Source organism: Agarivorans sp., assembly GCF_050295395.1.
GTDB lineage: Bacteria > Pseudomonadota > Gammaproteobacteria > Enterobacterales > Celerinatantimonadaceae > Agarivorans.
Genome location: NZ_JBNKPP010000189.1, coordinates 1 through 26,760, shown reverse-complemented (window position 1 = coordinate 26,760; position 26,760 = coordinate 1). Strand labels below are relative to the sequence as shown.

Sequence of the window (26,760 nt, the reverse complement as noted above, 5' to 3'; positions counted from 1 at the left end):
TGGCTCATTACCCCAAACATGACTGAGCGACCATCGGCTAAGGTTGAGTAATTATGTAGGGTATTGCCAATGGTTCCGCCAGCGAATTCAGCGGTAATGAGTTGGTTTTGCTGTAGCTCTTGGTAGAGTCGTTGTGCGGCCTCATCGTCTATTAATAAAGAGTTTCCCTTGATTAACTGGTGGCGCTCAATAAAGGCTTGGTCAACGTGTGCCTCAATATCGACGAGGGTTTGGTCGATGCCGCAGATGTGGGTATGTTGAGGGCGTAACACTGGGTTGAGTTCGTTGGTGAGGGGGTCGCGAGACTCAACTGGAAAGTAGTGTTTTGACTTACGTTGACCGGGAAATTTCATTTTTTATCACTTAGTTAATTAAAGATGATGCTTCGCTGCAATGCTGGCTGGTTTATCGGCATAATTTTAGCATAGGTAAAGTAAAATGTTGCTCAAATACTAAATGCTAGCGACTTATATCTTAGTTATTGGTTAATGCCTTATATAAAACTAAGCAATACCGGGGTTTTGTTGAATTTTTAGATAGGCTGACAAGGCTGGGTGGGGGCGGCTGCGGCTTCGCTGCTGATAGTGTTGAATGGTTTTATCAAGGTAGCGTTGATGGGCGTCCAGCCGCAAGTTCCACATTTCACCGGTGCTTGTTAAAGCTTGCTTAGCATGGCGGCTTAAATACAGCAGTTCATAGTAGCGCTGGTTATCTTCAATAATTTGTTCGCTAATTAGCTTGAGGTTTCTAGTGATGAGGAACTGTCTCAATTGAAACTGTTCATGTACTGGACAAACAATAATATCAAAGTCGAGTTGAGCATTGTGTTCAAGTAGACCGGTAAGAAGCTTGATGCTTAGCTCCCCTCCTACGCCGGCAATAATCACCAGTTGGCGAGCACTCTGCGCTAGTTTTAGGCTAGCTACATCTGCGCAATGAACTTGCCAATGTGGTGAAGTGTTGTTCTGAGTGGGCGGGCTAAAGCGGGTCAACTTGTTCTCTAGCTGTTGGCAAATAGACGAAACACTATCGACAAAATGCACGGTTTCGGCCATGCCTTGTAGAAGTAGGTGGGCTCCTAAAAAGCCGTGGTCACAACAACAATCCCAAATATGAGTGTAGGGTTGAGTAACCAGTTGATTGATTGCATTTAAACGTGGGCTTAGTTTCACCTAATACTCCGTAATGACCATTAGCTTTAATTTCATTATTGCTGGTTGCAAAGAATATATTGGCGGGCATTTTAACCAAATATTTGGTAAATAGCCGGGCTTGTCTCAATAGATCTTATTTCTTGGGCTTGATTTCAGTAGTTAAGGTTAAGTTTTCGCTGTTTTGGTTTTTTATTGAGTAAATTTTGATTTAAATTTGTTCGGCTTAAGCTTTGTTACTACGCTGAATTGTAGGAGAAAACTGTCTAGCACATTTTCTCCTACTTATTGTTAAGAGTTTATGAAAGCTCAATCAAGGAGTGAATATGAAAAAGCTAGTGGCAGGTTTAGTGCTTAGTTCGGTGGCGAGCAGTGTTTCGGCAGTAACCATTTATGAGAGTGATTCATCAACCGTCAATATCGGGGGTTATTTAGGTGTAGAGGCTTTTTATCAGGAGGGGTATGGCAGCGGTGAAGATAGTGATAGTTCCTTTGAATTACAAGATCGCGCCTCGCGGATCCGTTTTAGTTTTGAACATGCTTTAAATCCCAACTGGCTGGCCGGTGCTCAGCTGGAATGGGGCTTTAATGCGGTGGAGAAATCCGATCCCTTATTTAATAACCGTTTGGGCAATATCTATTTTCAAAGTGACAGTGGCGGTTCAATTAGAATCGGTAAGCAATGGTCAGCTTACTATGATGTCGCGGTATGGACCGATCAATTTTGGAAATTTGGGGGTGATGCCTCAGGCACTTATGACGGGCGTAACGGCGGCGATGAGTCGGGTATGGGGCGAGCAGACGATGCAATTACTTACCGCAACTCGTTCGGTGGCTTTAATTTAGGTTTGCAATACCAATTTGAGAATGACGATTCAGCCAGAGATTACGGCTACCAAGTTAGTGGTACCTATGATTTTGATTTCGGCATGTCTTTGGGTTTAGCCTACGCGGAAAATGGCTATAACAGTAACAACGGCAATTATGTCGGCAATGCTAGCCAAGATACCGCAGAGTCATGGTTGTTGGGTTTGGTTTACGAATCTGACAGCGTTTATTTGGCAGGGGCGTACGGAGAGTATAAAAACTTATCTAGTTACTTCAGTGATGTTGCCGATAAGGCCACCGGGGTAGAACTGATCGTTATGTATAACATGCAGGGGGGCTTATACCATGTTTATGGCGGTTATAACGGTTTAGAAGATAAAAGCCAAGGCAGCCAAGGAGAGCTCAGTTATGCCTTGCTTGGTTTTGGCTGGAAGCCAAGCCAAGTATTGGTGGCTCTGGAGTATAAATTTGGCTTAGAGAATAAAGACGCGCAGGGCATTGATATGAAACAAGACGAAATGTCGATACAGGCCCGTTATTTCTTCTAACATAACGACTGGTATTGGGCAGCTTTTTGCGTTTGCCAGGCTAAAAGCTGCTACAATCGGCTCTTTTTTAAGAGAGACAAGTGATGAAGTGGTTGGCATTATCCTTCTTAGTGATTATTGCTTTGGTTAATTTTGGCCCACGAGTTTATGCGTTGTTTTACTCGCAGCCCGACACTACCGTGGTATTTAAAGAAGGCTGCTTCTTAAAAGGTGAACTTAAAATTGACCCAGTGAATCTGTCTTATTATTTAATTCTTAGCGATGGTCGAGAGGTGTCGATAGCCGATGATGGCTATGTACAAATGTCTTCCCAAGATACCCCGATTGATAGCAGCGAATTAGCGCTTTGCTTGTAATTAATCCAAATTCATGGCCACTAGAGTAAAGAAGCCTTGGTGTTGCCTTTAATGCTTAGCGTTGAGCGGTAGGGTGATCTCAAAAGTGGTTCCTAGTCCCAGTTGGCTTTCGCAGCTAATAGAGCCTTGTAGTTTCTGTGAGACCATGTTGTAGACGATATGCATGCCTAGGCCGGTGCCTCCAGTGTGCCGCTTGGTGGTATAAAATGGCATAAAGATGCTACTTTTTACTTCTTCACTCATACCACAGCCATCGTCTCGATAGACAATTTTGACCCATTCACTAAGCGCTTCTACCTGAATGCTTATGGTGCCCTTTTCTTTATGCTCATAGCCGTGAATTAGCGAGTTCATTACTAGGTTAGAAAACACCTGCCAAAGTAGCCCCGGATAGCTTTCTAGTATGATGCTTTCGTCACAAGTCCATTCAATCACCACGTTTTGTTGTTTTAGTTTGGGCTCAAGACTGGTAACCGTATTGGCGAGGTAATCGGCCAGAGAAAAACGGCGTAATTCTTCAATGTGTTGATCACTGGCGACTTTTTTAAAGGTTTTTACCAACTCCGAGGCGCGGTTGAGGTTGTTGATGGCAATGTCTACGCCTTGCTGACTTTTTTCTAGAAATTTTTCTAAATCAGAGCGTTTTAGTGTTTCGTTACTGAATTGTTCCTGCAATTTTTGATGTAGTCCTTGAGAGTAGCTTAGTGAAGTAAGGCTGACCCCCAGCGGGGTGTTGATCTCGTGGGCAACCCCCGCGACTAACTTACCTAAGGCCGCCATTTTTTCGCTTTCAATGAGTTGCTCTTGGGTGTGAGTGAGTTCATCGTAGGCGGCGCGCAGCTGCTCTGCTTGTTTATCTCGGTGCTCTACTATGTCGACATATTTGTTATACCAATAAAAAAGCGTGTGGATCTCTTTGAGTTGGTGTTTATTCTCTCGGTAGCTAGGGCGGCTAGCTGCATTGTCGCGCATGGCCAAGCTTAGCAGCTGTAGAGGTTTGAGAACCCGGCGTCTAACATTGAGCCACGCAAATAAAATAAACACCAATGAAAGCAGGGTTAGGGTGCCAGCGATAGTTAAGGTTTGATACATACCCTGTAGTATTTGCTGCTCGGGTACCAAAATAATGAAGCGCCAGCCAGAGATTTTCGAGGCATGGCTAACCAGATAAAAGGGCTGACCATCTATACTGGTTTTGTAGGGAACGCCATTTTGCTTGGGTAGCATGTTACTGGGGACCGCTTGGCCAGTCAGCTCACTATGGTCGTAAAATATGACCTGATTGTTTTGGTCTACTACCAATAGCGGCAACTCATCACTGCTTTCTTGCTTTAGCATCTTACGGTAAGACAGCGTAGAAAAGGCCATATATAAATAGCCAATGTGTTCCTCTTGCATAGTTTGCTCATTAAGCCGATACACTTTCTTAATGGCGGGAATAATTTTTTTGTGTTGAGATTTAATATTGATGTTGTTTTGAATACCTGGCCAACATAGCTGGCTTTCGGAAAAGGTTGAGCAGGCAGTTAACTGCTGTTGAAACTCTGGCCAATCAATATCAGCCATTTCCACTTCAATACTTAAAGAGTAGCTACGTCCCTCATTAAGAATCAAAGAGATAGAGCTGAGTCCGTCTAAGCTAAAGTAGTGAGCGAGGCCGTCTTCAATTAATGCGTTTATCTTTATCTCATTGATGAATGAGTCTGAGGTATCGGCAAATACCGTATCAAGCATATTCGAGTCAGAGGTGATATGACTACTCACCGATACTACCGGCTTTTGCAGGTTAATTACCGATTGAATTTTCTCTTTAGCTATTTCACTAGCAAAGCGCATGGCTTGTTCACGAATGTAATAGTAGCTGATATAAGCAGTGGTGCCGCCCAGTAATACCACTGGAAATAAGCTGCCGAGGAGCCAGAAAAAAATCAGCCTTCCGTTTACACTATGAAACCAGCTTGAAAAGAACTGTATCAAGTTATACGCCTCTGATTATTGCGGCTTAATGATTAATTCCGGTAATACCCAACTTTCGGCTTTAACCTGTTCTCCTTTAAGCAGGGCTACCGCTGTTCTTACGCCTTGTGCGCCTTGTTGGTCTGACTGTTGATCCAAAGTGGCGGCTAATTTTCCTTGCTCTACCAGAGCTTGTGCCTCTGGAATAGCATCATAGCCGATGACTTTTATGTCGTTTCTGCTGCGGTCTTCTAGTAGCTTGCTAATGGCAATGGCCATGACGTCATTAGCGCAGAAAAAGGCATCAATGTTGGGGTGTTGTTGTAATAACTTGTCACTCAACTCGTAGGCTTCAACATATTGCCAATTGGCGCTTGCTTCCCCTAACACTTGCCGTTGCTGAGAGGCTAAAGCCCTACGATAGCCTTCTGCTCTGGCTTCTGATACCGAAGATGATTGTGGCCCAAGGACAATAAAGGCGGCATTAATATCTGGATTGCGTTGCAATACCGCATTAGCCATAGCCTGTGCTGCTTCTTGGTTATCGATGCCAACAAATGGGATGGGACTCAAACCTACTTTTTCTGCCTGAATAGGATCTATCTTGTCATCTAAGTTGACCAATATTACGCCTTGGTCTTGCACCTGCTTGATGGTAGGAAGCAATTGGGCGGTTTTAGAGGGGACAAATACGATGGCATCAAAGCCTTCTTCTTTTGCACCAAGAAAGATTTTTTTCTGCAGTGCTACGTGGGTTTCATTGGGGGTTCCTCGGGCAACTAAGGTTACACCCAATTGCTCGGCGGCTCCACGCGCGCCCTGTTCCATCATCACGTAGTAGGGATTGCTCTGAGATTTAGTCAGCAGCATTATTTTCATTGGTCGTGGGGATGGTGCAGTTTCTGGCACTGGTTCAGTGCTAGTGACATTCTCTTCGGGCTCGGGCGAGCAGGCCAATAAGAACACCGCTAACAAGCTTGTGATGTAGCTAGTGAGTTGTTTTGCTGTCACAGTTTTACCCCAAATTATAGATACTTATTTGATACTAGATGACTTGGTTTAATTGCTCCAGTTAGCCAACCGTTCCTGTTGTAGAAAGTATACTTAACTCTCAGGCTGGCATTTTTCGCGATGTTTATCGTGAGGGCGTAAGGCAGAGTGACGGAGATTTTGCTGCAATAAGCTAACCTAGATCTCATTTTTCAGTTAATAAATCACAGCTTAGACTAAAGATTAATACCTGTTCTGTTAACGTTTTGTTAACTTTTTCTTCGATAGACTTAAATAGCGTTGGTTTTCGATTGCTAAACAGTTGTAGCTAGAGATTGATTTCGCTCATTGAGTCTTAACAGTTTAGTTACATTTACCACATAAACTGCAATGCTCATTGGAGCTTGCTCGGAGAAGTGACATGGAAGAACAGACTACATATTGGCAAGAAAATTTGCGTCTAATATTTACCTGTCTCGTCATATGGTTCGTGGTTTCTTTTGGCTTTGGTTTACTGCTTGTTGAACCGCTAAATGAAATCCGTTTAGGAGGGTACAAATTAGGTTTCTGGTTTGCGCAACAGGGCTCGATTTATACCTTTGTAGCTTTGATTTTTTGGTATACCGCCAAAATGAATAAGCTCGATAAAAAATACCATGTTGAGGAGTCATAAATGGACGAGCTAAAACTCTATACATACATTGCCGTATTTGGCTCTTTTGGGCTGTATTTCGCTATTGCATGGTGGGCTAGAGCAGCTTCTACCAGTGATTTTTATGTGGCTGGTGGTGGCGTTACCCCAATACAAAACGGGATGGCAATCGGGGCCGACTGGATGAGTGCGGCATCGTTTATCTCTATGGCCGGCTTGATTGCTTTCCTAGGTTACGGCGGCTCTGTTTTTCTAATGGGCTGGACCGGCGGTTACGTGCTTCTAGCGATGTTACTAGCGCCGTATATGCGCAAACACGGTAAGTTTACGGTGCCGGAGTTTATCTCCGACCGTTATTACTCTAAGGGCGCTCGGATTGTAGCGGTACTGTGTTTGATTATTGCCTCGCTGACTTACATCATTGGTCAAATGAAAGGGGTAGGCGTTGCGTTTTCTCGCTTCTTAGAAGTGGAATACGATAACGGTTTATACATTGGTATGGCTGTGGTTTGGGTATATGCGGTACTTGGCGGTATGAAGGGGATTACTTACACCCAGATTGCGCAATACTGTGTACTGATTTTTGCTTACACCATTCCTGCTGTGTTTATCTCACTGCAATTAACTGGCAACCCTATTCCACAAATTGGTTTGGGTAGTACCTTGGCTGATGGAAGTGGGGTTTACCTGTTAGACAAGCTGGACATGGTGGTCACCGATTTGGGCTTCAAAGAGTACACTACTGACAACCTTGGCGGCACCTTAAATATGTTTGCCTATACCATGTCGTTAATGATTGGTACTGCTGGCTTACCACACGTTATTATGCGTTTCTTTACGGTGCCTACTGTGAAAGCGGCGCGTTCTTCGGCTGGATATGCTTTGGTATTTATTGCCATCCTATACACCGTAGCACCAGCAGTTGGCGCAATGGCTCGTTTCAACTTAATGAACACCATTGTTCCAGAAGCGGGTAACAACTTGGTATACGATGAGCGTCCTCAATGGTTTAAAGATTGGGAAAATACTGGACTATTACAGTTTGAAGATAAAAACGGTGATGGACGTATTCAGTATGTAGCCGACAAAGAAACCAACGAGATGGTGAAAGTTGACCGTGACATCATGGTATTGGCGAACCCTGCGATTGCTAACTTGCCAAACTGGGTTATCGCTTTAGTAGCGGCGGGTGGCTTAGCGGCGGCATTGTCTACTGCAGCTGGTTTGTTATTGGCAATATCTTCCTCTATTTCTCACGATTTAATGAAAGGGGTGCTTACGCCTAACCTTTCCGATAAGAGTGAGCTCTTAGCCGGACGAATTGTAATGACCTTAGCGATTCTGGTGTCTGGTTATCTAGGGCTTAACCCACCTGGTTTTGCAGCAGGTACCGTAGCACTGGCCTTTGGTTTGGCTGCTTCGTCCATCTTCCCGGCGTTAATGATGGGTATTTTCGCTAAGAAAATGAGTGGTACAGCGGCGATTGCGGGTATGTGTTCTGGTATTGGTGTTACCATGCTCTACGTATTCCAGCATAAAGGTATTATGTTTATTCCAGGTACTTCGTTCTTAGGTGATATGGGACCAAACTGGTTCTTGGGTATTTCACCTAACGCCTTTGGTGTAGTGGGTGCCTTGGTAAACTTCGGTGTAGCTTTTGCTGTATGTAAGCTTACCGGTCCGGCTCCTCAGCACATTCAGGATATGGTGGACAACTTCCGTATTCCTCATGGTGCTGGTGCGGCGCATGACCATTAATCCGCAACAACAATAAGTTACGGTTCGCAAAAGGCTCCTGATGGAGCCTTTTTTATGAAGCTCTTAACAGTAGGTTATTGATAAACTGAGGTAGAGTAAGGTGGCAAATCGTAACAAAGGTTACAGCTCGTTATTTACAGGATGTATTAATGAATAGACATACCAAATTGGCTTTATTGGTCATGCCTTTTTTAGCAATCGGTGGCTACATTGCATCCGATATTTACTTGGAACATGATGCGCAGCAAGATAGGGTTTATCAGTTAGAAACATCTGGGCATTGCGACATCATCAACCAAAAATGTGTATTGGAGTCAGGTGATTTTAAAATCAATATTAGTGATGACGCTGGCACTACCATTGTTAATTCAACCTTTCCCTTAGATAGTACCACCTTGTTCATCGTGAGCAGTTCCAATGACGTCACAGCTTACCCAATGAGTATGCAAGATAGCCCTTATTACTGGCAAAGTGTTACTAACATACGTAGCTTAATCCCTAATCAGGGAGATAGTTACAAATTGCGTATTATTGCTAACATAAAAGGCGGTAAATATATTAGCGAATTTTATAGTCAAACAGTGCGCTAAAGCTCTCTCGATGGCGGCAAAAGATGGAAGCAGATCATTAAATGTTTAATTTGTTGTGATTAGTTCCATATGATCCAATACACTTAAGGTTGCTGTTCATCTAAATAAACTGAATATAGGAAGTAGAAGTGAGCTCGAATCAAATATGTCCATCATGTGGTGGCCACAAACCCGCCCTGATGGCTTGTCGCGATTGCGGTTTTACTTATGGTGTTACTAGCCGACCGGCGGAAGAGCCGAAGCCAGAAGCAACGGCTAAACCAACTAAACCCAAGGCCATTCCTCGTAGTGAGTACCGAGCCGTTCGCGAAGAGGCCGGTAATAAACCCCAAGTGATTATTAAAACTAAGAAACGCCGCACTTATACCATTCCTAGTGAGGAATAGCGGTTAGCTTAGCTGCTCAATTTTCTGCCATATTGCGCGGATCCCATTGTTTCGTGAATCACTTAAATGGTGGGCTAAGCCTAGTGATTCTAACGTTTTCTTGAAAACCGTTTGTGCGTTTTGCGGCTGCGCTTGATAACAGGCTAATACAATAACAATTAGGCCCTTTATGATGCGGGCGTTACTGTCGAGGTAGAGTTGCTGCTCCTGTTGGTGAAGCCACACCTCGCTTTCACAACCTTGCACTAATGTTTGCGGCTCTTTGTATTGCTCTGGCATGGCCTGTAGTTGTTTGGCCAGCAATAATAGTTGGCGATAACGTTCTTCCCAAGCTTGGCAATGGGTAAAGAGCTGTTCTATTTGCGCCAAACTTAGATCGATTTGCGGTGTTTTATTCATCAAATAGTTCCATGATTTTATCGATGGCGTCTAAGGCTTGGTCTATATCTTGTTGATCGTTGTACAAGCCCAAGGATAAGCGAATACTACCTTGAGGAGACAACTTGTTGCCTAAAGGCATTGCGCAATGATGGCCGCATCGCACAGCCACATTGTATTGGTCGAACAAGGTGGCAGCGTCTTGAGGATGGACGCCACGTAAATTGAAAGCAATTAAGCCGGTACGCATCATCGGCTGTCCCACTAGCTCTACAGCTGGATGTTGTTGTAGTTTGTGGAGTGCATAGCTGAGCAAGTCACGTTCATGCTGCAACCGTTGTTGGCTGGGGAATTGATCTAAAAACTGAACTGCTGCGGCTAAGCCTATAGCCCCGACAATGTTGGGAGTTCCCGCTTCTAAACGATAGGGAAGAGTATTCCATTCACTTTGTTCAATCGCCACTTTGCTGATCATTTCGCCGCCAAAATTGCTCGGTTCTAGCAGCTCTAATGCGGACTCTGTTCCATATAAGACACCAATACCGGTGGGGCCGTACAGTTTGTGTCCTGAAAAGTAATAATAGTCACAACCAAGGCGTTGCACATCAACTGCTAAGTGGGCTATTGCCTGCGCGCCGTCAACCACTACCTTGGCACCGACTTGGTGGGCTAGCCGTGAAATTTCTGGCACCGGTTGAATGGAGCCAATGGCGTTAGACACCTGCGAAACGGCGACAATTTTGCACTTATCTGAGAGGTTTTCTCTAAAGTAGGCTAGGTTTAAATCGCCATTTTCTAGAATTGGAATGGCTCGCAATTTGGCCTTTTGTTGTTTGGCTAGTTGTTGCCAAGGGACTAAGTTAGAGTGGTGTTCTAACTCACTAATCCAAATTTCGTCACCTTGCTTAAGCTGATGTGCTAAACCTCTCGCGAGTAAATTACAAGCTTGGGTGCTGCCACTGGTCCAGATAATATTCTGAGACTGTGCTCCGATGAATTTGGCTATGGATTTTCTTGCTGATTCAAAGGCATTGGTGGCTAATCTAGCGAAGCTGTGACTAGCTCGATGCACATTTCCATGCCCTTTACGATAATAATTATCCATCGCCGAAAGCACCGTTTCGGGGACTTGAGTCGAAGCTGCGCTGTCGAGATAAGCGAGTTGATTATTCGTGGTCAACGACGGGAAATATTGGCGATAAGGAGTATGCTTAAGAGAGGTCACAATGATTCTAAACTCGGCAACTAAAACCCTTATTGTATCCTTAGGTTTGCACCTACACTAGTTTATATCAGGTTGTTTTTAATTACCGACAGGGAGCGCCTTACACTATGCCGCTAGCAGAAGGCTTAAGTTCTTGGAAAACAGTCTTATTGGGCTTTTCCTCAAAGCAAGAGCACGTGTTTGCCCAGATGTTGTGGAGCAAACAACGTCGACGCTTCATTGGTATTTATGGTTTTTATTGTTTATTGATGTTGGGCTACATCATGCAGGAGCAAGTGTTGCACAACTGGTGGTGGGGTGGGGCTTGGTACAACTTGCTGCTATTGTTGCTGTGGGGAGCGTTTCATGGAGTCGGGCTGATGCTAAGTGGGCAATTGCGCTCGCCGCGTATAGCTTATGCACTGTTTGTCGCGCTGCTTGGCTTGCATGGAATGCTGTTTACTTTATTAGTTAAACAAACGCCGGATTTGTTCTCTGCGGGAGTTGGCATACTGCTATTATTTAGTCTGCCGCTAATGTTACTTAGTTTGTATATGCCTATATTGCTGAGTATGGCGGTGCTATTAGCGACTAGCGTGTTTGGCCTTGGCTTGTATAGCAATACCGAATTAGGTTTTGCTTCGCAGTGGCCAAGTGTTAGTTTGTTTTTACTAGTGGGGTCAGCAATGGTGTATTTTTCTCATTGCTTTTGGCGTCTTGAGTATCTATATCAGCAGCAATTCAGCCCAGAGGAAAGTGCTTTCAATCAGTCATCACAAGCCCTTGCTAAGGCCCCTTTGCCAAGCCTTGACACCGTGGCGGATATAGCCAGCTTTGAGCAATTTAAACAGTTTTCTAATCAGGAAATTGAACGTAGCTCTCGTTATCAAAATGCCTATTCTATAGTTTTGATAAAGGTCACTCATTTTTCTGCTTACCGTGATAAATTAGGTGCAGAAGAGGCTGATAAGTTATTGGTTCAATTCGCTATTTTTATACAAGCACAGTTACGGAAAATAGACTTGTTGGCTCGTTATGAGAACGAACAATTGTTGATTGGCTTGCCGGAAGCGGGCTTGTATCAAGCTTTAGATACCGCAGAACGGATCCAACACGCTTTGGAGCAAGAATTCTGGATGGCGTTTCCTAATTCATTTCATTTAGGTTCACGCTTAAGTGTGGCTAGCGTTGAAGGCCCACTTTGCAGTTTGGATACCTTACTTAAAAACGCCTCTAAGGCGATGAATAAGCAAACTAATACAAAAACGCTAAGTTACGGCTCATAGAGCTGATCCATTATCGTCTAAACAAATGAGCATTTACCTAAGGAGAGGGAAGCAATGCGTATATTGTTGTCCATGTTGTTAATGTTATTTTCTTCTGCAAGTTATGCCGCCGAAGGCGCCAGTTTGGTCGATTCTTGGGTGGGCTATACCGCCCTTGTGATATTTGCTTTCGCTTATTTACTAGTAATGAGCGAAGAAGTGATTCATTTACGCAAGTCCAAGCCGGTATTGGTGGCGGCGGGTTTAATCTGGTTTCTTATCGCTATCTATTATCGGGGCAGTGGCCAGGAACATTTGGTCACTGAGGCATTTCGCCATAACTTATTAGAGTTTTCTGAGTTGATGTTGTTCTTGCTGGTGGCCATGACCTATATCAATGCCATGGAGGAGCGTCGGCTGTTTGATGGTTTAAGAGCATGGTTAGTCAGTAAACGCTTAAGTTATCGCCGATTGTTTTGGTTAACCGGTGTCTTGGCTTTTGTGATATCTCCAGTAGCCGATAACTTAACTACGGCGCTGCTAATGTGTGCGGTGGTCACCAAAGTGGCTAAGGACAACAGTCGCTTCATCAATTTGGCCTGTATTAACATTGTGATAGGTGCCAACGCTGGGGGCGCATTTAGCCCTTTTGGTGATATTACTACTTTGATGGTGTGGCAAAAGGGCTTGGTGATGTTTGGCCAGTTCTTTGATTTGCTGGCACCTTCGTTCGTTAATTTTGTTGTGCCTGCATTAATTATGTCGATGTTTGTATCGTCTGATGCGGTGGAAGCTGAGAATGAAACGGTGGAGTTAAAACGTGGTGCTCGGCGTATTGTACTGCTGTTTTTAATTACCATTCTGACCGCTGTGCTAGGCCATAGTTTATTCCACATGCCTCCGGTTATGGGCATGATGATGGGCTTGGGTTACTTACAATTTTTTGGTTTTTTCTTGCGGAAAACGTTGGCTAGAAGCCTTCATAAAAAAGCCGTTAACGCGATTGCTCAGCGCAATGATGCGCGCTTAAAAGCGCTGGGTAGTGTGGTGCCCTTTGATATCTTTAACCGGGTTGCGCGTGCCGAATGGGACACCTTGCTATTCTTTTACGGGGTAGTGGTATGTGTAGGTGGTTTGGGTTTCATTGGCTATTTGGAAATGGCTTCTAATGTGATGTACCTCAATTGGGATCCTACTTACGCTAATATTGCAGTGGGCGGACTTAGTGCCATTGTGGATAACATTCCGGTCATGTTTGCGGTACTCACCATGGAACCCAGTATGTCTTTAGGGCAATGGTTATTAGTGACCTTAACCGCTGGTGTGGGCGGTAGCATGTTGTCGATTGGTTCGGCTGCGGGAGTCGCTTTAATGGGGCAAGCTCGCGGGCATTATACTTTTATCAGTCATTTACGTTGGACACCGGTTATTGCCTTGGGGTATGCCGCGTCCATTGCTTGCCATTTAATCATTAACAGCCATTTATTTTAAGTAGCCACTACAGCACGTGAGATAAGCCACCTAAGGTGGCTTATTTTATGACTCGCTTACCAGCTCGCCAGGGCAGCGGGCTATTTCTCTTACTCCGCCTTGTTCATCCACTTGTTCTAAGATGACATCGAAACCCCAAAGCCGGTGCAGGTGTTTGATGACTTCGTGTTTACTTTTAGCCAAAGGGATTCCCTGATGAGGAATGTAACGCAGGGTTAAGGAGCGATCGCCCCGCAGGTTAACGTTGTGCACTTGAATATTAGGCTCAATGTTACTGAGATTATATTGGGCGCTTAGCGACTCTCTGATTTGCTGATAGCCATGGTCATCATGAATTGCTTTGACTTTCAGATAGGGTTTGTTTTCATTGTCATCAAGGGTGAATAGCTTGAGGTCGCGGATCACTTTGGGCGACAAGTACTGGCTAATAAAGCTCTCGTCTTTAAAGTTTTGCATAGCAAAGTGCAGCGTTTCTAACCAATCACTACCAGCAATCTCAGGGAACCAACGGCGGTCTTCTTCGCTAGGGTCTTCACAAATGCGGCGAATATCGCTCATCATGGCAAAGCCCAACGCGTAGGGGTTAATGCCACTAAAATAGGGGCTGTTGTACGACGGTTGCATGATCACATTGGTATGACTATGCAGCACTTCTAGAATGAAACGTTCACTCACTTTACCGTGGTCGAACAAGTGGTTAGTAATGGTGTAATGCCAAAAGGTGGCCCAGCCCTCATTCATCACTTGGGTTTGTTTTTGCGGATAAAAGTATTGGCTTATCTTACGTACAATACGCACAATTTCTCGTTGCCACGTTTCCAGTAGAGGTGCATGTTTCTCGATGAAATAAAGAATATTTTCTTCTGGTGAGGCTGGAAAGTGCGAGTGTTGTTGCTCTGCAGGCTCGCCTTTAGTGGGAATCGTTCGCCACAGTTCATTGATTTGGCTTTGTAGGTATTCTGCGCGAGCCTCTTGGCGCAGCTTTTCTTCTTCTAGGGAAATGGGGCTGGGGCGTTTGTAGCGGTCTACACCGTAGTTCATTAATGCGTGACAGGAATCGAGTAAATCTTCTACGGCTTGCTCGCCATAGCGGGCTTCGCACTTGCTGATGTAATTTTTGGCAAATACCAAGTAATCAATAATCGAACTGGCGTCGGTCCAGGCTTTAAACAAATAATTATTTTTGAAAAAACTATTGTGGCCAAAACACGCATGGGCGATCACTAGCGCCTGCATTGGCATGGTATTTTCTTCCATTAAATAGGCTATGCAGGGGTCGGAGTTAATTACGATTTCATAAGCTAGGCCCATTTGGCCACGTTTGTAGGTTTGCTCAGTTTGAATAAACTTTTTACCGTAAGACCAATGATGATAGCCAATAGGCATGCCAACACTGGAGTAGGCATCCATCATTTGTTCAGCGGTAATCACCTCAATTTGATTAGGGTAGGTATCGAGTTTGTAATGCTGGGCCACCTTTTCAATTTCTTGATGGTAGAGCTCCAGCATTTCAAAGGTCCAGTCTGGACCGTCGGGCAACAGGTCTTTTTTGCTCATTTGGCCCTCACACACTTGTTTTTTTGAAGAGGTCTCTAAAGGTCGGCAATATTTCGTCGGGTGTAGTGATATGCCGTATAGAGAAATTGGAGAAAATTTCAGTGAGTTGCTCATATTCGTGCCACAAACTTTGATGGGCGCGATTGGTGATTTCGATATAAGCGTAATGACGGCTACATGGCAAAATATGTTTTTCTAAAATTTGTCGACATTTGGGGGAGTCGTCGGCCCAGTTGTCACCGTCAGAGGCTTGTGCTGCATAGATGTTCCATTGATTTTTGGGGTAGCGCTGCTGAATAATTTCTTCCATTAAATTAAGTGCACTAGAAACGATGGTGCCGCCAGTCTCTTGGGAGTAGAAAAACTCTTGTTCATCCACTTCTTTGGCTTGGGTATGGTGGCGAATAAATACTACGTCGATTTTTTCATAGCTACGGGTTAAGAACAGATAGAGCAATAAGTAGAAACGTTTGGCCATATCTTTAGTGGCTTGATCCATCGAGCCAGACACATCCATCAGGCAAAACATGACCGCCTGACTGCTTGGCACGGGGTGTTTGGCGAAGTTATTAAACTTAAGATCGAAAGTATCAATAAAGGGAATGCTGGCGAGCTTTTGTTTTAATTCTGCGATTTCTTTTTTCAATGCCTCTATGTCGCTGTGCGGCACTTGAGGATCGGATTGTTGCTCCAGTAATTGCTGCTCTAAAGCACGTAATTTACGACGTTTTTCTCCGCCCATTGCCATGCGCCGAGCGAGCGAATTTTGCAAAGAACGAACCACATTAATGTTGGCCGGAACGCCGTCATTGGTGAAGCCTGCGCGGGCCGTTTTGTATTCGACAATACTGTCTACGTCAGTTTCTTGCAGATTCGGCAGTTCTAAATCATCAAATAAAATATCCAAATATTCGTCTTTGGAAATATTAAATTGAAAGTCTTCGTTGCCTTCTCCTTGGTCACTGGCATCTCCATCGCCGCTACCTGAACCCTCGCCTTGCGGTGGGCGTTCAATTTTGTCGCCGGTGCCAAATTGGTCATTGCCGGGTAGGGTGCGTTGGCGGTGGCCGCCCTCTCCCTGATGGAAGAAGGGCTCGGTAATGTCTTTATGAGGAATACTGATGCTTTCGCTGTTTTCAAGATCTTGAATACTGCGTTGATTCACCGCATCGTTAACTGCGCGCTTTATTTGGCTTTTATAACGGCGAATAAAGCGCTGGCGGTTAACCGCGCTTTTATTTTTGCCGTTCAAACGTCGATCGATAAAATGAGCCATAGGCGCCCTCCATCAAATCTATGAAGATTTACGAACGCGTAAATACCATTCAGATAACAAACGCACCTGCTTGCGGGTATAACCTTTTTCCATCATTCTGGCGACAAAATCATCGTGTTTCTTCTGATCGTCCACCGAGGTTTTGGCATTAAAGGAAATAACCGGTAACAGATCTTCGGTATTAGAGAACATTTTCTTCTCAATGACTGTACGCAGTTTTTCGTAACTGGTCCAGTTGGGGTTTTTACCATCGTTGCTGGCTCGGGCACGTAATACAAAGTTAACGATTTCATTACGGAAATCTTTGGGATTACTGATGCCGGCTGGTTTTTCAATTTTTTCCAGCTCGGCATTGAGTGCCGCCCGATCAAATAGCTGACCAGTATCAGGGTCTCGGTATTCCTGATCTTGGATCCAGAAGTCAGCATAGATGACATAACGGTCAAAGATATTTTGCCCATATTCAGAGTAAGACTCTAAATAGGCGGTTTGAATTTCTTTACCTATAAAGTCTACGTACCTAGGGATTAAATAACCTTTAAGGTGTTCTAGGTAACGGTCTGCCACGTCTTGGCTGTATTGCTCACGCTCAATTTGTTGCTCTAGTACATAAAACAAATGTACCGGGTTAGCCGCAACTTCGCTGGTATCAAAGTTAAATACACGGGATAAGATTTTGAAGGCAAAGCGAGTGGATAAACCTTCCATGCCTTCGTTTACTCCAGCAAAATCGCGGTACTCTTGATAGGATTTAGCTTTAGGATCGGTATCTTTAAGCGTTTCACCATCATAGACGCGCATTTTTGAATAAATGCTGGAGTTTTCTGGATCTTTAAGTCGAGATAACACCGAAAATTGTGCCAGTAATTCAAGCGTACTAGGGGCGCACTTAGCGGTGCTCAGTTCACTGTTATCCAGTAGTTTTTGGTAGATTTTGATTTCTTCACTTACCCGTAAACAATAAGGCACTTTAACGATATAAACCCGGTCTAAGAAGGCCTCGTTGTTTTTGTTGTTTTTAAAGCTTTGCCACTCAGATTCATTGGAGTGGGCAAGAATGATGCCTTCAAAGGGAATCGCCGAGAGCCCCTCGGTGCCATTAAAGTTACCTTCTTGAGTGGCCGTCAATAGTGGGTGTAGCACCTTGATTGGCGCCTTAAACATTTCGACAAATTCCATTAAGCCTTGGTTAGCACGACATAGTGCTCCAGAGTAGCTATAGGCGTCGGGGTCATTCTGAGCAAAATGCTCAAGCTGGCGAATATCCACTTTACCTACCAAAGAGGAAATATCCTGGTTGTTTTCGTCCCCCGGTTCGGTTTTAGCAATGGCTATTTGATGCAAAATAGAGGGGTAGCATTTCACCACTTTAAACTTGCTAATGTCGCCGCCGTACTCTTTAAGCCGTTTGGCTGCCCAAGGAGACATAATGGTTTTTAGGTGGCGTTTATTAATGCCGTACTCTTGCTGAAGAATATTCGCGTCTTCATTGGGGTCGAATAAACAGAACGGATGGTCGTTTACCGGTGAACCTTTTAAGCGATAAATAGGCACTTGTTGCATCAAGGCTTTTAGTTTCTCTGCCAATGACGATTTACCACCACCCACTGGACCTAATAAGTACAAAATTTGTTTGCGTTCTTCTAGGCCTTGAGAGGCATGTTTGAGGTAGGAGACGATTTGCTCAATGCTGTCTTCCATACCATAAAATTCTTTAAAAGCGGGATAACGAGCAATAACGCGATTCGAGAACAGCCGACTGAGACGTGGATCTTTAGAGGTGTCCACCATTTCGGGCTCGCCAATAGCAAGCAATAAACGTTCAGCAGCACTGGCATAAGTACTGGGCTGTTCTTTACAAAGAGTGAGAAATTGGTCGAGCGACAGCTCCTCTTCCTGAGCTTGCTCATAACGCTGTTGATAATGGTCAAAGATACTCATGGCCTAGGCCTCCTAAAACAAGCTATCTGTTAAAAAAGATAGAATTTGGAAACAAGAGATTTCATGAAGCGTTAAAATAAGTTTATACCAAAGTAAAAATAAATTAATAAAAAATAAGCAATTTTTTAGCAAGCTTGAGTCAATCTCGGTGGCTGTGTTAGGGTAGATTGTTGATCCTCTTCGTTGTTTTAATGAGCCTTTCCAGCGGCTTAAATCTAGCTTTCATGTCTGTTTTAAGCCTTAATCGTCATTGTGACCATTAAGAAAATCATTGTTTCTTCAGCTTGTTAGTTTGTTCACATAAAGTTAATGAAATGTAAAATATTTAATTGATATTCTGTTGCATCGTGCTAATTTAGAACTGTAGCTTGAACCTTCTAGCTTTGGTCGGCAAGCACTACATCGAGGGGAGTAGTGCTGAAGGTTTCTAATAAGCACGTTTCCATTAGCTCTTGCTTTGCAAGAGCTTTTTTTTGAACTTATCGTTTAGGTCTGAGTTTGTTGCATTTTAACGCGCCAGTTTAGACTAAAGGATAGCTTTGCCTTTCTTTGTTTCTTTTGTCTTATAAATCAGTGCTGTATAGATTTTTGTTGAGCTTTGCAATTTGCTGGCTCGTTCGGTCCGTGCGTTCAATACCAAAGTCTAAGTTTAAAAGGTTTAATAAGCTTCTAAGTTGTTATGTAACATTTTGTTAACTTTGTTCCGGTTTCGTTTGTGGTATAGCTGGGCTGAAGTGTTAGCCAAGGGTGTACGACAACAACACATGGATATTCAAACCTGGGCATTTGTTTTTATTGCGTCGAGTTTTACTCTTTATCTGATTATCGCGGTTTGGGCTAAGGCTTTTACCACTGGAGACTTCTACGTAGCTAGTGGGCGGATCCACCCCTTAACAACTGGCATGGCTGGTGCGGCTAATTGGATGTCTGCGGCCTCGTTCATTTCTTTAGCCGGTATGATTTCTTTAATGGGCTACGACAGTAGCGTCTATTTAATGGGCTGGACCGGTGGCTTTGTGTTGCTAGCCTTGTTGTTGGCGCCTTACTTAAAACGGTTGGGCGAATACACCGTAGCCGGTTTTTTTGCGCGCCGTTTTGGCGCAAGTGCGCGTATCGTTGCGGTGGTCTTTACGGTATTTATTTCATTTATTTATGTGGCCGGACAGATGCGGGGAGTCGGTTTAGTTTTTGCCCGTTTCCTAGATGTTGATATCTCCCTAGGTGTATTGTTAGGTGTGATTATCGTGTTTGTATATGCCGTATGGGGAGGCATGAAAGGGATTACCTATACTCAAGTTGCCCAATATTGCGTGTTAATTTTTGCCTTTTTGTTACCCGCTTTTTTTACTTCCTTCAGCCTAACTGGCCAATGGTTGCCGCAACTTGGGCTGGGCGCAAACTTGCATGATACCAACGTTTACTTGTTGGATAAGCTCGATGCTCTGTCTGTTGAGTTGGGCTTTTCTCTGTTTACTGAAAGTCATCAAGTGATGCTGGATAGGATATCCATAGCCGCAGCTTTGATGATGGGCACGGCTGGCTTGCCTCATGTTATTATCCGTTTTTATACCGTTGCCCGAGTCAAAGATACACGTATTTCGATCGCTTACGCCTTGGCATTTATTGCCTTGTTATATAGCGTTGCGCCTGCGGTTGGTGCGTTTGCCAAGGTTAACATTATTCAATCAATTAATGGCAGCGAACTGCTCGGAGTGGCAATAGAGCAGCAGCCCGCATGGCTAGATAACTGGCAACAACTTAGCTTAGTCAATTGGTCCGATAATAACGGCGATCAGCGCTTATTTTATTCGGGAGACCTACGCAATGAGGTGTTTATTAATCCAGATATCGTGATGTTAGCTTCTCCTGAATTGGCCGATTTACCCAATTGGGTTGTGGCTTTGCTAGCCGCTGGTGGTTTAGCGGCAGCGTTATCAACGGCCGCAGGATTGGTACTGGTGATTAGTAGTACCCTCGCTCATGACTTGGTAAAGCAGACCTACGCCAATAACTTAACTGAACGGCAGGAATTAAAAATTGCTCGTATTTCGGTGGTACTGGTGATTGTCGCTGCGGGGTATCTGGGAGTGCGGCCACCAGCTTTGGTTACCGAGGTAGTTGCAATAGCGTTTGGTTTGGCTGCCAGTACCTTGTTTCCGGCGCTCATTTTGGGCATCTTTGTTCGGCGAATAGGCTGGCCAGCGGTATTGGCCGGCATGCTGGTGGGTTTTGGCTTCAGCTTTTCCTATATCGTCTTCTTTAAATTTTTGGCGGTTCAGTATAACTATGGTGATTATTGGCTATTAGGCATTTCTCCCGAGGGTATTGGTAGTGTGGGTATGTTGCTTAATTTTGCTATTGCCTTATTGCTTCAATATAAATGTAAGCCGGCACCGCTATCGGCTCAGGCCATGGTGCTGCGCTTACGTCGACCTTAGTGGCATATATGCAGCTAAGCTCGTTTGCTTATCGCCAGTTTTACCCACTTCAACTAGGCTTTAAAGGCAGATGTAATGCTGGTTTTAATGAATGCAAATTGGGGCTGGGTTGAGGTTGTTGCAGCCAAGGTAAGCTAATATCAGGGATGTTATCGCATGAGACTCATATTTGTGCATGGCTGGAGCGTGACCCATACTTCTAGCTACGGTGATTTACCCCAGTCTCTGGCTACGGTAGGCAAGGCGCTAGGTTTATCTATCGATATCAAACACATCTATTTGGGTAAATACATCAGCTTCCATGATGAAGTGTCTATGGATGATATAGCCCGAGCAATGCAGCGAGCTTTAGAAGATCTGCCCGATAATCGGCCAAGCCTTCAGCCCTTTTCTTGTATTACTCATTCCACAGGAGGGCCAGTAGTTCGTTATTGGCTGGATAAGTATCATTCTGAAAATAGCGTTCAGCCACTTCCTTTAGAACACTTATTGATGTTGGCGCCAGCCAATCATGGCTCGAGTTTAGCGGCACTTGGCAAGCAGCGAGTTGGTAGAATTAAAGCGTGGTTTTCAGGTGTAGAACCGGGGCAGAGAGTACTTGATTGGTTAAGTCTAGGCAGTGAGGGGCAGTGGCGTTTGAATCAGCGCAACCTACACTACAATTATTTGGCCAAAGGCTGTTATCCCTTTGTTTTTATTGGGCAAGCCATCGACAGCAAGTTTTACGACTTTCTAAATAGCTATTTGGTTGAAGCTGGGTCTGACGGGGTAGTACGAGTGGCGGGAGCGAATATGAATTACCGCTATTTGGCGTTACAGCAATCGCCGCAGCGGATCGCTAAAGTAACTCCCAAATGTTACCAACTTAGAGCCAGCGATAGTCGTGCGGTGCGTATTGCCCAAGCTGTACCCTTGGCGGTATTTAGTCAATTTAGCCATTCGGGGCGAAAAATGGGCATTATGGCCAATAAGGCGGGTAGTGCTGAACATCAACTGTTGGTAGAACAGTTGCTCGCCTGCTTAAAGGTAGATAGCGCGAACGCTTACCAACAGCGTTCCGCCGAGATGCAGTTGTTTACCAAGCAGCAACAGGCATTGCCTCCAACAGATAAAAAACAGCCAATGGCGAGGTACTGCATGCTGGTGATTCGAGTGTGCGACCAATATGGTGAGACTATAGAACATCATGACTATGATATTTTGCTGTTGGCTGGAAAGGCCTATAAACCCAACCAACTACCCAAGGGATTTTTAGTCGACAAGCAAATGAATACTCAGTCGCATTGTTTGGTTTACTATCTTGATGCCGATAAGATGTCGCAAATTAAAGATGGCTGTTTTGGTATTCAGGTATTGGCCCGTCCCAGTAAGGGGTTTAGCTTTTACCACAATGCCCAGTTTCGCTCTGAAGGTTTAGCCATTGAGCAGGTATTTGCCGCTAATCAAACCTGCTACTTAGACATTAGCTTGCATCGAGAAGTGGATGAAAATGTGTTTCGTTTTGTTGCTGCAGACAAACCTAGAGCCAGTTTTAAAGGCATTAAACCCTCAGGCAACGAACTTGATTAAGTCCCTATAAAGGTGAGTTATTTTTGAAAAATGTAATTAAGCGATTAATCGTGAAGGTATTTCCTTGGAATTTGTTGAGCGCATTTTTATTGTTGCTAAGTTATAGCCACAGCTCGCAGGCCAGCTGTGCAGAACAGCCATTTCAATGTTGGCGGTATAGTGGCGACCAGGAACAAAGCCTTAGCTGCGATATTAAGATTTGCGCTAACGCTAACAGCATGGATATTTATTGGTCTTTAGCCGACGGCACGGCTATTCATGAACATGGCGAACGGCAGCAAACACAGATTTTACTTAATCAGCAGCCAGCATTTGCACTGCCGCAGGCCATTTTGCAAGATGAACTGCACTGTATTAGTTCTGATCAGCAAGTGATTTATTGTGTGTCTGGCTTGTCGATATAACGCTTAGCTATTTAGCGCGAGCTGATTGACCGGCATTATTTTGTCATTTACTTAATTGCTAGCGTAAGGCACGCTACACTCTAAGCCACTAAATTTAATTACTATTTGGAGTTAAGCTATGTTTAAGGCACTGGTACTCGAGCAAGTTGAGAAACAAACGAAAGCAAGTATTCAGCAACTGGAAGACAGCGCGCTTCCCGAGACAGATGTGGTGGTTAAAGTTGACTACTCTTCGCTTAATTACAAGGACGGCTTAGCTATTACTGGTAAAGGTAAAATTGTTCGCCAGTTTCCGATGGTGCCCGGTATTGACCTCGCCGGACAGGTAGAAAGCTCACACGACCCACGTTTTGCCAGCGGCGATAAAGTAGTGCTTACCGGTTGGGGGGTCGGTGAAGGACATTGGGGCGGAATGGCTGAAAAAGCCAGCCTAAAAGCCGATTGGTTGGTTGCTTTACCCGATGGTTTATCGGCCAAACAAGCCATGATCATCGGTACTGCGGGTTTTACCGCCATGTTATGTGTACAAGCATTGGTTGATGCCGGTATCACGCCTGAATCTGGCGAGGTTTTAGTCACTGGCGCTAGTGGCGGTGTAGGCTCGGTTGCAGTGTGTCTACTGGCTCAATTAGGTTATCAAGTTGCCGCAGTAACAGGTCGAGTGGAGCAAAATAGCCAATTACTCACCGACTTAGGCGCTAGCCGCGTGATTGACCGAGCTGAATTTGCCGAGGCGGCTCGGCCCCTAGAGAAGCAGCTCTGGGCGGGCGCAGTGGATACAGTGGGTAGCAACATGTTGGCCAAAGTCTTGGCGCAAATTGACTACAACGGTGCTGTTGCTGCTTGTGGTTTAGCTGGCGGTTTTGATTTGCCTACTACTGTAATGCCATTTATTTTGCGTAATGTGAGTTTGTTAGGCATTGATTCGGTGAATTGTCCTAGCGCGAAACGGGTTAAAGCGTGGCAACGTTTATCCGAGCTATTACCCGATAGCTATTATCAGCAAGCTTGTACCGAAGTTAGTTTGGAGCAAGTGCCAGAATACGCAGAAGCTATCACCAATGGCCAGGTTACTGGTCGCGTGGTGATAAAGCTGTAAGCACATTCCTAATTTGCTTAAAAGCCGGCTTTATGTCGGTTTTTTATTGCTCTTTATTGGAGTCTTTTGCGCCTATGGCCTCCCTTATTGCTTATGAGTGCAAGTTTTGTAGAGGGCGAACGTTCAGCTAACTAGCCTAAATATTGTATTATTTTTAAGGTTGTTTAACCTCAAAGCCGGATCTTTGTTTGTCTTAAATAGGCGAAAACTTAGTCAACTAATGGCTGTGCTATGCCGAATATTTGGCGTTGTTGGAATAGATTAAGCGGCTGTTTATATATTTAAGAAAATGAAATTTTATTGTTAAGTTATTGCTGCAATTAGAAAACGTGAATAGAGGGCGAGCCTTGCTTGACGCTTTATTGGCAGCAGAGGGGAAATTATCGCGAACAACTGAACATATATGTTGTTTGGGGCTAGGTGCAATAGAGCATTTGCAGTAACATTAGTCATACTTAATGGGTTAACTGTTTTATTAGCCATGGTTATTGCCCAATGGTTATGGCTAATACAATATTTCTTCAAGGTTCATTTATGTCTAATGGTTTTACACCTATAAAAGGGGCTGCTCGTAGCCTGCATTTACAGGTCGCCAGAGAGATTGCTCGGCGAATTTTATCGGGAAGCTTAGTGCAGGGCAGTATTATTCCCGGCGAATTGGAGTTGTGCCAACAGTTCGGTGTTAGCCGAACCGCCTTAAGAGAAGCGATTAAATTGCTGAACTCTAAGGGCTTGCTTGAGTCTCGGCCCAAAATTGGTACGCGAGTGCGAGACCGCGAATATTGGAATTTTTTAGACCCTCAATTGCTTGACTGGATGTTGGGCTTAGAAAATACCGAGTTTGCTTACCGTGAGTTTTTAGCGCTACGGCGTGCTATAGAGCCTGAAGCGGCAGCCTTAGCTGCGCGTAATGCCACAGCCGAATTACGCATGCGCTTATCGGAAGTCTTTCAGGCGATGATGGCCTCAGTATCAAGCGATGGAGACTTAAGCGCTTGGGCTGACTTGGATATGGAATTTCACCGTTTAATTTTCTTATCCACTGAGAATCGTTTTTATATTCCTTTTGCTAACGTATTACGGGTGATGTTTGTCAGTTTTATTGACCGCGCCTCACAGCAAAGCGGACCGCTTATTGAAGAACATAAAGCAATTTATGATGCCATTATGGCTGGCAATGCCGAGAAAGCGCGCCAAGCCAATTTGCTTTTGTTAGACAAATATAATCAAGGCATGCAGCCGAGTTAGCCTTTCAACGACGGTTAATGTGTCACAATTAAGATGAAAGCCGCTTATTAACAGCGGCTTTTTTCTTCGCGTTGTTGTTATTAGAAGCATTAAATTTACCGGCCAAATCTTGGCTCGTTAAGCTCTTTTTCTATTTATCTCTTTGGTAATTGTGGTTATTTAGTAATCGTTGTAAATGAGGCCTAGACTGGGCTGACTAGGGCTAATCGGAAGTCTGGGTAATGCGCTTTTGTTAAAAAATTACTTGAAATGGGAGTGATTGTAAATGTTAGCGACAAAACCTATTTTATGAAGTCCTCCGCAAGGGAATGAGCGGGAAGTGAGCTACACTAATGAGGACTATCTATATTTGCGCTTTGTAGAGCTTAAGAGTGAAGAGCAAGCAATCAAGCAAGTAATATGGTCTTGGTATTGTCATTTAGCTTTTTCTGTAACAGCTGTTGAAGTCATTATGACGATTTCGAGGACAAGCATAGAACTTACTCTTCAAAGCTCTCAAATCGGTGGTTTACCACTGAAAGGATGTCTATTGTCGTGCTGTGTGGCGGTGTGTTAATCCAAAATTGGGGTTTACCCTGGAACCCTCAAATTTGGAAACGCCAGACCTTGGTTGAGGAGATCGACATCCATATATTTTCATAGCGCATCTGGGTCGTCGCTAGCATTTTAAATAAACATGGATGTACAAATAATGGTGAGATTTATTTTCATTTTATTGCTCTTAAGCTTGCCGATATCTGCGGCAGAGAGTGCGAAAAAGAAAATCACGCTGGTTTATGAAGTAAAACCTAATCCGCCATTTTATTTAGGTGAAGGCAGTGATATTGATTGGAGAAAGCCTGGAATCACCCTAGAAGTCTTAAAGTTACTAGAAAGTAAATTAAACATAGACATTGAGTTTAAACGCAGGCCCTGGCTGAGAGGGCTTAAGGAAGTAGAAGCCAACGTGGCTGATGGGATTTTCCACGCTAGTTTCAAGCCGGATCGTTTACAAATTGGTCGTTATCCCATGAAAAATGGTCTACTAGATGTTAGTCGGAAAATCATGTCGCAGTCATATGCTCTCTATAAACATAAAGACTCACCTCTACAATGGGACGGTCAAGCATTAACAAACCTTAATGGAGATATTGGAGCGGTAAGAGGGTACGCTGTTATTGGAACGATAGAAGGACTTGGAGTGCCGGTGTATGAAGTGAGTTCGCAAGTGAATGGATTAATGATGCTCAAAGCGGGAAGGATTGCTGCTTTTGCGGATATAGCAACGATGACCGATTTCCAAATAAAGTTACAGCCTGAGGAATTTAAAGACATCATTAAAATATCCCCTCCTTTTGCAGCAAAAGATTACTTTTTAATGTTTTCTCATCAATTCGTGCATGAGAATCCTCAGCTCGCTGAAGCGATATGGGACTCTATTAGAGAGCTTCGTGATTCTCCGCAATATAAGCTCATTGTTGATAAATACTATTCAACCTGTAGCTCAGCATGCAGATAGATAAAGACCAGAACAGAAGAGCCAGTAATATAGTATGGTTACCTGCTTCCCCCGCATTTAGTCGCTATAGCTGAGAGTAACGCGCTAGCCTTATTGGTTTATCGCAATACCAATACCGATACTTTGATTGGACTTGTTGTAATCAATTAGCGACTCACCGTAGCCATTAAAGTACTT

23 protein-coding genes and 1 pseudogene are annotated in these 26,760 nt (G+C 44.2%); 14 read left to right on the top strand and 10 right to left on the bottom strand.

Features of this window, described 5'->3' with window-relative positions:
* Together ACQY6Q_RS11050 and ACQY6Q_RS11045 are read right to left on the bottom strand one after the other, a co-directional pair.
* Positions 1 to 353: pseudogene (locus tag ACQY6Q_RS11050) on the bottom strand (inosine/guanosine kinase); the annotation flags it as partial.
* 150 nt (positions 354 to 503) lie between these two features.
* Complete coding sequence (locus tag ACQY6Q_RS11045; protein ID WP_427981360.1) at positions 504 to 1,172, bottom strand: tRNA (adenine(22)-N(1))-methyltransferase; 669 nt, start codon at positions 1,170 to 1,172, stop codon at positions 504 to 506.
* A 305-nt stretch (positions 1,173 to 1,477) separates the two neighbouring features.
* Between ACQY6Q_RS11045 and ACQY6Q_RS11040 the strand changes: the two genes are divergently transcribed.
* Both ACQY6Q_RS11040 and ACQY6Q_RS11035 read left to right on the top strand, forming a co-directional pair.
* On the top strand, positions 1,478 to 2,527 hold the full coding sequence (locus tag ACQY6Q_RS11040) for a porin (protein ID WP_427981357.1): 1,050 nt from the start codon (positions 1,478 to 1,480) through the stop codon (positions 2,525 to 2,527).
* A gap of 83 nt (positions 2,528 to 2,610) precedes the next feature.
* Positions 2,611 to 2,883, top strand: coding sequence for a hypothetical protein (locus tag ACQY6Q_RS11035; protein WP_427981355.1), 273 nt, complete (start codon positions 2,611 to 2,613; stop codon positions 2,881 to 2,883).
* Positions 2,884 to 2,931: 48 nt separating this feature from the next.
* On the opposite strand, the gene ACQY6Q_RS11030 is transcribed toward ACQY6Q_RS11035, so the two are convergent.
* Both ACQY6Q_RS11030 and ACQY6Q_RS11025 read right to left on the bottom strand, forming a co-directional pair.
* The gene (locus ACQY6Q_RS11030; protein WP_427981353.1) at positions 2,932 to 4,860 is read right to left on the bottom strand and encodes an ATP-binding protein; all 1,929 of its coding nucleotides are present in this window, start codon (positions 4,858 to 4,860) and stop codon (positions 2,932 to 2,934) included.
* Positions 4,861 to 4,875: 15 nt separating this feature from the next.
* The gene (locus ACQY6Q_RS11025) at positions 4,876 to 5,850 is read right to left on the bottom strand and encodes a substrate-binding domain-containing protein (RefSeq protein ID WP_427981351.1); all 975 of its coding nucleotides are present in this window, start codon (positions 5,848 to 5,850) and stop codon (positions 4,876 to 4,878) included.
* A gap of 400 nt (positions 5,851 to 6,250) precedes the next feature.
* Between ACQY6Q_RS11025 and ACQY6Q_RS11020 the strand changes: the two genes are divergently transcribed.
* From ACQY6Q_RS11020 to ACQY6Q_RS11005, 4 genes are all read left to right on the top strand, one after another.
* On the top strand, positions 6,251 to 6,502 hold the full coding sequence (locus tag ACQY6Q_RS11020) for a DUF4212 domain-containing protein (protein ID WP_040306877.1): 252 nt from the start codon (positions 6,251 to 6,253) through the stop codon (positions 6,500 to 6,502).
* Positions 6,503 to 8,239 carry a sodium:solute symporter family protein gene (locus ACQY6Q_RS11015; protein ID WP_427981349.1) on the top strand — a complete coding sequence of 579 codons (1,737 nt, stop codon included), beginning with the start codon at positions 6,503 to 6,505 and terminating at the stop codon, positions 8,237 to 8,239.
* 149 nt (positions 8,240 to 8,388) lie between these two features.
* Positions 8,389 to 8,829, top strand: coding sequence for a hypothetical protein (locus ACQY6Q_RS11010; RefSeq protein WP_427981347.1), 441 nt, complete (start codon positions 8,389 to 8,391; stop codon positions 8,827 to 8,829).
* A 128-nt stretch (positions 8,830 to 8,957) separates the two neighbouring features.
* On the top strand, positions 8,958 to 9,215 hold the full coding sequence (locus ACQY6Q_RS11005) for a hypothetical protein (RefSeq protein WP_427981345.1): 258 nt from the start codon (positions 8,958 to 8,960) through the stop codon (positions 9,213 to 9,215).
* 3 nt (positions 9,216 to 9,218) lie between these two features.
* Here ACQY6Q_RS11005 and ACQY6Q_RS11000 read toward each other — a convergent pair whose 3' ends face one another.
* Complete coding sequence (locus ACQY6Q_RS11000) at positions 9,219 to 9,614, bottom strand: SufE family protein (RefSeq protein WP_427981343.1); 396 nt, start codon at positions 9,612 to 9,614, stop codon at positions 9,219 to 9,221.
* Positions 9,607 to 10,818: an aminotransferase class V-fold PLP-dependent enzyme gene (locus ACQY6Q_RS10995; protein WP_427981341.1), complete on the bottom strand. Its 1,212-nt coding sequence runs from the start codon at positions 10,816 to 10,818 to the stop codon at positions 9,607 to 9,609. Before ACQY6Q_RS10995 ends, ACQY6Q_RS11000 begins: the two co-directional genes overlap by 8 nt.
* A gap of 107 nt (positions 10,819 to 10,925) precedes the next feature.
* Here ACQY6Q_RS10995 and ACQY6Q_RS10990 point away from each other — a divergent pair, with 107 nt between their 5' ends.
* Together ACQY6Q_RS10990 and nhaD are read left to right on the top strand one after the other, a co-directional pair.
* The gene (locus ACQY6Q_RS10990) at positions 10,926 to 12,083 is read left to right on the top strand and encodes a GGDEF domain-containing protein (RefSeq protein WP_427981339.1); all 1,158 of its coding nucleotides are present in this window, start codon (positions 10,926 to 10,928) and stop codon (positions 12,081 to 12,083) included.
* A gap of 54 nt (positions 12,084 to 12,137) precedes the next feature.
* Positions 12,138 to 13,553: a sodium:proton antiporter NhaD gene (gene nhaD / locus ACQY6Q_RS10985; protein ID WP_427981337.1), complete on the top strand. Its 1,416-nt coding sequence runs from the start codon at positions 12,138 to 12,140 to the stop codon at positions 13,551 to 13,553.
* 45 nt (positions 13,554 to 13,598) lie between these two features.
* Here the strand turns inward: nhaD and ACQY6Q_RS10980 are convergent, their stop codons facing one another.
* From ACQY6Q_RS10980 to ACQY6Q_RS10970, 3 genes are read right to left on the bottom strand one after another with little or no spacing between them, the layout of a single operon-like run.
* Complete coding sequence (locus ACQY6Q_RS10980; protein WP_427981334.1) at positions 13,599 to 15,110, bottom strand: SpoVR family protein; 1,512 nt, start codon at positions 15,108 to 15,110, stop codon at positions 13,599 to 13,601.
* Between the two features lie 7 nt (positions 15,111 to 15,117).
* Positions 15,118 to 16,386, bottom strand: a complete 1,269-nt coding sequence (locus tag ACQY6Q_RS10975) for a YeaH/YhbH family protein (RefSeq protein WP_427981332.1) — start codon at positions 16,384 to 16,386, stop codon at positions 15,118 to 15,120.
* A gap of 18 nt (positions 16,387 to 16,404) precedes the next feature.
* Positions 16,405 to 18,327, bottom strand: coding sequence for a PrkA family serine protein kinase (locus ACQY6Q_RS10970; protein ID WP_427981330.1), 1,923 nt, complete (start codon positions 18,325 to 18,327; stop codon positions 16,405 to 16,407).
* Positions 18,328 to 19,091: 764 nt separating this feature from the next.
* On the opposite strand from ACQY6Q_RS10970, the gene ACQY6Q_RS10965 reads away from it, so the two are divergent.
* The 6 genes from ACQY6Q_RS10965 to ACQY6Q_RS10940 all read left to right on the top strand — a co-directional run bounded on the left by ACQY6Q_RS10965 (position 19,092) and on the right by ACQY6Q_RS10940 (position 26,583).
* The gene (locus ACQY6Q_RS10965; RefSeq protein WP_427981365.1) at positions 19,092 to 20,765 is read left to right on the top strand and encodes a sodium:solute symporter family protein; all 1,674 of its coding nucleotides are present in this window, start codon (positions 19,092 to 19,094) and stop codon (positions 20,763 to 20,765) included.
* Between the two features lie 156 nt (positions 20,766 to 20,921).
* Positions 20,922 to 22,334, top strand: a complete 1,413-nt coding sequence (locus tag ACQY6Q_RS10960; RefSeq protein ID WP_427981328.1) for an esterase/lipase family protein — start codon at positions 20,922 to 20,924, stop codon at positions 22,332 to 22,334.
* Positions 22,335 to 22,357: 23 nt separating this feature from the next.
* Positions 22,358 to 22,738: a hypothetical protein gene (locus ACQY6Q_RS10955; RefSeq protein WP_427981325.1), complete on the top strand. Its 381-nt coding sequence runs from the start codon at positions 22,358 to 22,360 to the stop codon at positions 22,736 to 22,738.
* Between the two features lie 118 nt (positions 22,739 to 22,856).
* A complete protein-coding gene (locus ACQY6Q_RS10950; RefSeq protein WP_427981322.1) occupies positions 22,857 to 23,837 on the top strand; it encodes an MDR family oxidoreductase in 981 nt (326 codons plus the stop codon).
* Positions 23,838 to 24,371: 534 nt separating this feature from the next.
* Positions 24,372 to 25,085, top strand: coding sequence for a FadR/GntR family transcriptional regulator (locus ACQY6Q_RS10945; RefSeq protein ID WP_427981320.1), 714 nt, complete (start codon positions 24,372 to 24,374; stop codon positions 25,083 to 25,085).
* Between the two features lie 676 nt (positions 25,086 to 25,761).
* Entirely contained in the window at positions 25,762 to 26,583 is an 822-nt protein-coding gene (locus ACQY6Q_RS10940) for a substrate-binding periplasmic protein (RefSeq protein WP_427981318.1), read from the top strand.
* Positions 26,584 to 26,673: 90 nt separating this feature from the next.
* Here ACQY6Q_RS10940 and ACQY6Q_RS10935 read toward each other — a convergent pair.
* Positions 26,674 to 26,760, bottom strand: an 87-nt coding sequence (locus ACQY6Q_RS10935; protein ID WP_427981363.1) for a phospholipase A, incomplete at its 5' end; no start/stop codon positions are given.

Excerpts from the sequence above, each read along its gene's own strand:
- ACQY6Q_RS11040 (WP_427981357.1), top strand. The coding sequence starts at position 1,478 with ATGAAAAAGCTAGTGGCAGGTTTAGTGCTTAGTTCGGTGGCGAGCAGT.
- ACQY6Q_RS11035 (WP_427981355.1), top strand. The coding sequence starts at position 2,611 with ATGAAGTGGTTGGCATTATCCTTCTTAGTGATTATTGCTTTGGTTAAT.
- ACQY6Q_RS11020 (WP_040306877.1), top strand. The coding sequence starts at position 6,251 with ATGGAAGAACAGACTACATATTGGCAAGAAAATTTGCGTCTAATATTT.
- ACQY6Q_RS11015 (WP_427981349.1), top strand. The coding sequence starts at position 6,503 with ATGGACGAGCTAAAACTCTATACATACATTGCCGTATTTGGCTCTTTT.
- ACQY6Q_RS11010 (WP_427981347.1), top strand. The coding sequence starts at position 8,389 with ATGAATAGACATACCAAATTGGCTTTATTGGTCATGCCTTTTTTAGCA.
- ACQY6Q_RS11000 (WP_427981343.1), bottom strand. The coding sequence starts at position 9,614 with ATGAATAAAACACCGCAAATCGATCTAAGTTTGGCGCAAATAGAACAG.
- ACQY6Q_RS10990 (WP_427981339.1), top strand. The coding sequence starts at position 10,926 with ATGCCGCTAGCAGAAGGCTTAAGTTCTTGGAAAACAGTCTTATTGGGC.
- nhaD (WP_427981337.1), top strand. The coding sequence starts at position 12,138 with ATGCGTATATTGTTGTCCATGTTGTTAATGTTATTTTCTTCTGCAAGT.
- ACQY6Q_RS10980 (WP_427981334.1), bottom strand. The coding sequence starts at position 15,110 with ATGAGCAAAAAAGACCTGTTGCCCGACGGTCCAGACTGGACCTTTGAA.
- ACQY6Q_RS10975 (WP_427981332.1), bottom strand. The coding sequence starts at position 16,386 with ATGGCTCATTTTATCGATCGACGTTTGAACGGCAAAAATAAAAGCGCG.
- ACQY6Q_RS10970 (WP_427981330.1), bottom strand. The coding sequence starts at position 18,327 with ATGAGTATCTTTGACCATTATCAACAGCGTTATGAGCAAGCTCAGGAA.
- ACQY6Q_RS10965 (WP_427981365.1), top strand. The coding sequence starts at position 19,092 with ATGGATATTCAAACCTGGGCATTTGTTTTTATTGCGTCGAGTTTTACT.
- ACQY6Q_RS10960 (WP_427981328.1), top strand. The coding sequence starts at position 20,922 with ATGAGACTCATATTTGTGCATGGCTGGAGCGTGACCCATACTTCTAGC.
- ACQY6Q_RS10950 (WP_427981322.1), top strand. The coding sequence starts at position 22,857 with ATGTTTAAGGCACTGGTACTCGAGCAAGTTGAGAAACAAACGAAAGCA.
- ACQY6Q_RS10945 (WP_427981320.1), top strand. The coding sequence starts at position 24,372 with ATGTCTAATGGTTTTACACCTATAAAAGGGGCTGCTCGTAGCCTGCAT.
- ACQY6Q_RS10940 (WP_427981318.1), top strand. The coding sequence starts at position 25,762 with ATGGATGTACAAATAATGGTGAGATTTATTTTCATTTTATTGCTCTTA.